Source organism: Haemophilus parahaemolyticus (genome assembly GCF_018373095.1).
Taxonomy (GTDB): domain Bacteria; phylum Pseudomonadota; class Gammaproteobacteria; order Enterobacterales; family Pasteurellaceae; genus Haemophilus_A; species Haemophilus_A parahaemolyticus_A.
In genome coordinates, this window is the sequence record NZ_JAHAHT010000139.1 from 1 (window position 1) to 3,255 (window position 3,255).

Consider the following 3,255-nt stretch of genomic DNA (forward strand, 5'->3'; position numbering starts at 1 on the left):
CTTCCGCACTCTTTTCGTCCATGCCGAATTCCGGTGACATAAACAGGCGGGTACCATATTGGATTATAAAAGTCCAGCACATGATTTGTGCACCTACATCAAACAGACCATTTTGTTTGTTTTCAAGCCATTCATCACGTCCGTAAGCAGTCGATAAAATAATAGGTGTTGCCACTGCACCTGTTCTAGGGTCAGTACGATTGCCCAGTTGCACCAAAGTGGTTTCGATATTGTTGAATTTGGTCATTTTATATTTCCTATCCAGCTCCCCTCTTTAGAAAAGAGGGGCTGGGGGAGATTTGATGCGGTGTTAATTCAGTCAGAGGAACTTCTAATATCACCTAAATCTCCTCTAACCCCTCTTTACAAAAGAGAGGGACTTTCTTTAACGCATCAACATCATTGCGTTTACAATAAATTCTTACAAATTATTTAAATCTAACACGTCCGTCATATCAAACAGACCATTTTGTTTGCTTTCAAGCCATTTTGCAGCACGCACAGCACCGTTGGCGAAAGTCATACGGCTGGATGCTTTGTGGGCAATTTCCACACGTTCACCTTCATCAGCAAACCAGACAGAATGCTCACCCACCACATCACCCGCGCGAATAGTTGCAAAGCCGATTTCATCACGTTTACGTTCGCCTGTAATGCCGTTGCGTTCAAACACGCCGTGAGTTTTTAAATCACGTCCTAACGTTTTCGCAATATGTTCGCCCATAGATAACGCCGTGCCAGATGGTGCATCAACTTTATGGCGGTGATGTGCTTCAATCACTTCAATATCACAATAATCGCCCATCACTTTTGCTGCTTTTTCTAACAGTTTGAATACCAAGTTCACGCCAACGCTGTAGTTAGAAGCAAATACTATGCTGATTTTTTCTGCAGCGGCTGTGATAGCTTGCTTGCCAGCATCATCAAAACCTGTCGTGCCGATTACCATTTTCTTATGATTCGCCACACAAAAGGCGATATGTTCCAACGTGCCTTCTGGACGGGTAAAATCAATGAGTAAGTCAAAATTCGGATTTTCTGCCAATGTGGCTTTAATTGCCACGCCCAAATTACCCAAGCCAACTAATTCGCCCGCATCTGTACCGATGAGTGATGAACCTGCACGCTCAAAAGCTGCAGTCAGTTCAACACCCTCAAATTGGTGAACCGCCTGAATTAAGTTACGTCCCATTCGACCGCCAGCACCCACGATCCCGATTTTTAATGTCATATTTGCTTCCTTTTATTGTTTTGAAAGTGCGAATAAGCGGTCGAATTTTACAAAAATTTTGCAAAACATTGTGAAAAATCGCCCGCTTGTTTTGTAAAACTGTCTCTATTTTTTGCCTAAAACCGCCACGTGTACCGTAATTTCCTCACGGTCGTGGTAAAGATGCTTCGCCTGAATCTTAAACCAGAACCCTTGTTTGGTGAGCTCTTCTTTCAAGTAATTCAAGCAAAGTTGTACTTCTTGATAACGTTTTTTCATCGGCAATTTGAGGTTGAAAATCGTCTCACGACACCAACCATTGATAAGCCATTTTGCCATTAATTTGCTGATGCGAATCGGCTGTTCTACCATATCACACACCAGCCAATCGATCTGCTTACGTTTTGGTGGTTGGAATTTAAAGCCATCTTCGGCACAATGCTCAATCCGTCCTGTATCGTGCAGGCTTGCCGCCATTTTCCCGTGATCGACTGCATAAACAAACAAACCTCGCTTGACAAGCTGATACGTCCAACCACCTGGGCAAGCACCTAAATCGACACCTGTCATCTCTTCAGTAAAGCGTTTTTTCTCTTCTGCTTGTGGCACAAAAGTTAAAATCGCCTCTTCTAATTTCAGGGTGGAACGGCTTGGTGCATCGGCAGGGAATTTTAAACGCGGAATACCCATAAAAAACGGTGAACGGTTATCATTATAGGCATAGCCCACATAACAACAACCCGAACGTATAAACAGAATATGCAAGCTCACGCTACCCTTTGCCTGTTCCGATTTCCCTAACCAACCCTGTTTTTTAAGCTGATTACGCAACGGCACAGTAAATTTTCGACAGAAAGTCAAAAGCTCTTTCGCTTCGTTTGTGTCTGGCGTTTCCACAAAAATATCGCTACTGTTGCGAGGGTTTAACGCCTGATATTGCTCAAGAATGGGGGAAATGCGGTCATTTTCGGGTAAGTTTTGCAACAACTCGCCCACGACAATCATTTGGCGGGCGAAAATAAGCTGGTCGAATTTTAACTCACGTGCTAAACGATCCACATCACCCACTTGGTAGCATTCAAAGATCACATAACCGCTATTCTCTTTTAAATTGGCGAAACCAAACACGCCTAATTCCGCCGCTTTTTCGGTAATTTCGCCCGCCATCTCTTTTTCAAAGCCAGCACGGCAATATAACGCAAGTTTGTTCATTATTTTCGAGTTCTCACGCTAATGTAAAAAAGAGCCGCCCAACCGATCATAAAGAAAATACCGCCAATCGGGGTTGACCACGCCAAACCTTTTACGCCAGTAAATGCAAGGCTGTAAAGGCTACCGCTGAAAAGCAAAATGCCTAAAATCCAGCTTCCGCCAATAATGTTGAAAGCTTTGGCACGACAAGCGGGCGGATTTTGCACTTGATTTGCAATTTGGAATAAACCTAATGCAAGCAAGGCGAGCGTGTGGAAAACTTGATATTGAATGCCTGTTTGAATCCAAACAAGTTCTTTGGGTTCAAGCACATTTTGTAAGCCGTGAGCGGCAAACGCACCCAGTGCGACACAGAAAAAGCCACTAAAGGCACTAAAAGCTAAAAATTTGTTTTTCATCGGGTTCTCGTTAAGTTTTTGTTAAACCAATAAACGTCCGTATTATAAAACGCTTTTTCTTTGCGAATCTACCTTTTGCAAAAAACTTTTCAAAACCTACCGCTTGTGGCTATTGCATTATTTCTCAACTCTATTAGAATACAGCCAATTTTTACTTTTATATTTTTTATGACTCCGAGCTTGCTTGCCTAAGTTCTATACCTAATATTGGATATGGCAAACTCGCCAGTAGCAAGAAATTGCTCAATGGTTCGCGAAGAAATGAACGAGCCACTCGTGTTTAGAAAGGTGTCTTTTTTATGCAAAGTCCGATTATTCCTATTAAAAATGTAGGTAATGACGGCGAAAATGTGATTTCTGGCTTAGTTGATCGCTTCCAGCGTCAATATACCTATCTGCGACTTTCAATTACGGATGTCTGTAATTTTCGTTGTA

Annotated in this window: 3 protein-coding genes, 2 pseudogenes and 1 riboswitch; of the genes and pseudogenes, 1 reads left to right on the forward strand and 4 read right to left on the reverse strand. The window is 42.5% G+C overall.

Annotated elements, in window-relative coordinates; genetic code table 11:
- The 4 genes and pseudogenes from KH943_RS09695 to KH943_RS09710 form a co-directional block, all read right to left on the reverse strand.
- Window positions 1–247: pseudogene (locus KH943_RS09695) on the reverse strand (hypothetical protein); the annotation flags it as partial.
- Window positions 248–421: 174 nt separating this feature from the next.
- Window positions 422–1,231 (reverse strand): 4-hydroxy-tetrahydrodipicolinate reductase, encoded by an 810-nt coding sequence (dapB, locus tag KH943_RS09700; protein WP_304110386.1) that lies wholly within the window; start codon window positions 1,229–1,231, stop codon window positions 422–424.
- Between the two features lie 105 nt (window positions 1,232–1,336).
- Window positions 1,337–2,422 carry a 23S rRNA (cytidine(2498)-2'-O)-methyltransferase RlmM gene (rlmM, locus tag KH943_RS09705; RefSeq protein ID WP_304110387.1) on the reverse strand — a complete coding sequence of 362 codons (1,086 nt, stop codon included), beginning with the start codon at window positions 2,420–2,422 and terminating at the stop codon, window positions 1,337–1,339.
- Window positions 2,422–2,820 (reverse strand): DUF423 domain-containing protein, encoded by a 399-nt coding sequence (locus tag KH943_RS09710; RefSeq protein WP_304110388.1) that lies wholly within the window; start codon window positions 2,818–2,820, stop codon window positions 2,422–2,424. The genes rlmM and KH943_RS09710 overlap by 1 nt, the downstream gene beginning before the upstream one ends.
- A gap of 160 nt (window positions 2,821–2,980) precedes the next feature.
- Window positions 2,981–3,127, forward strand: a riboswitch (molybdenum cofactor riboswitch).
- Here KH943_RS09710 and moaA point away from each other — a divergent pair.
- Window positions 3,120–3,255: pseudogene (gene moaA / locus KH943_RS09715) on the forward strand (GTP 3',8-cyclase MoaA); the annotation flags it as partial. (Overlaps the previous riboswitch by 8 nt.)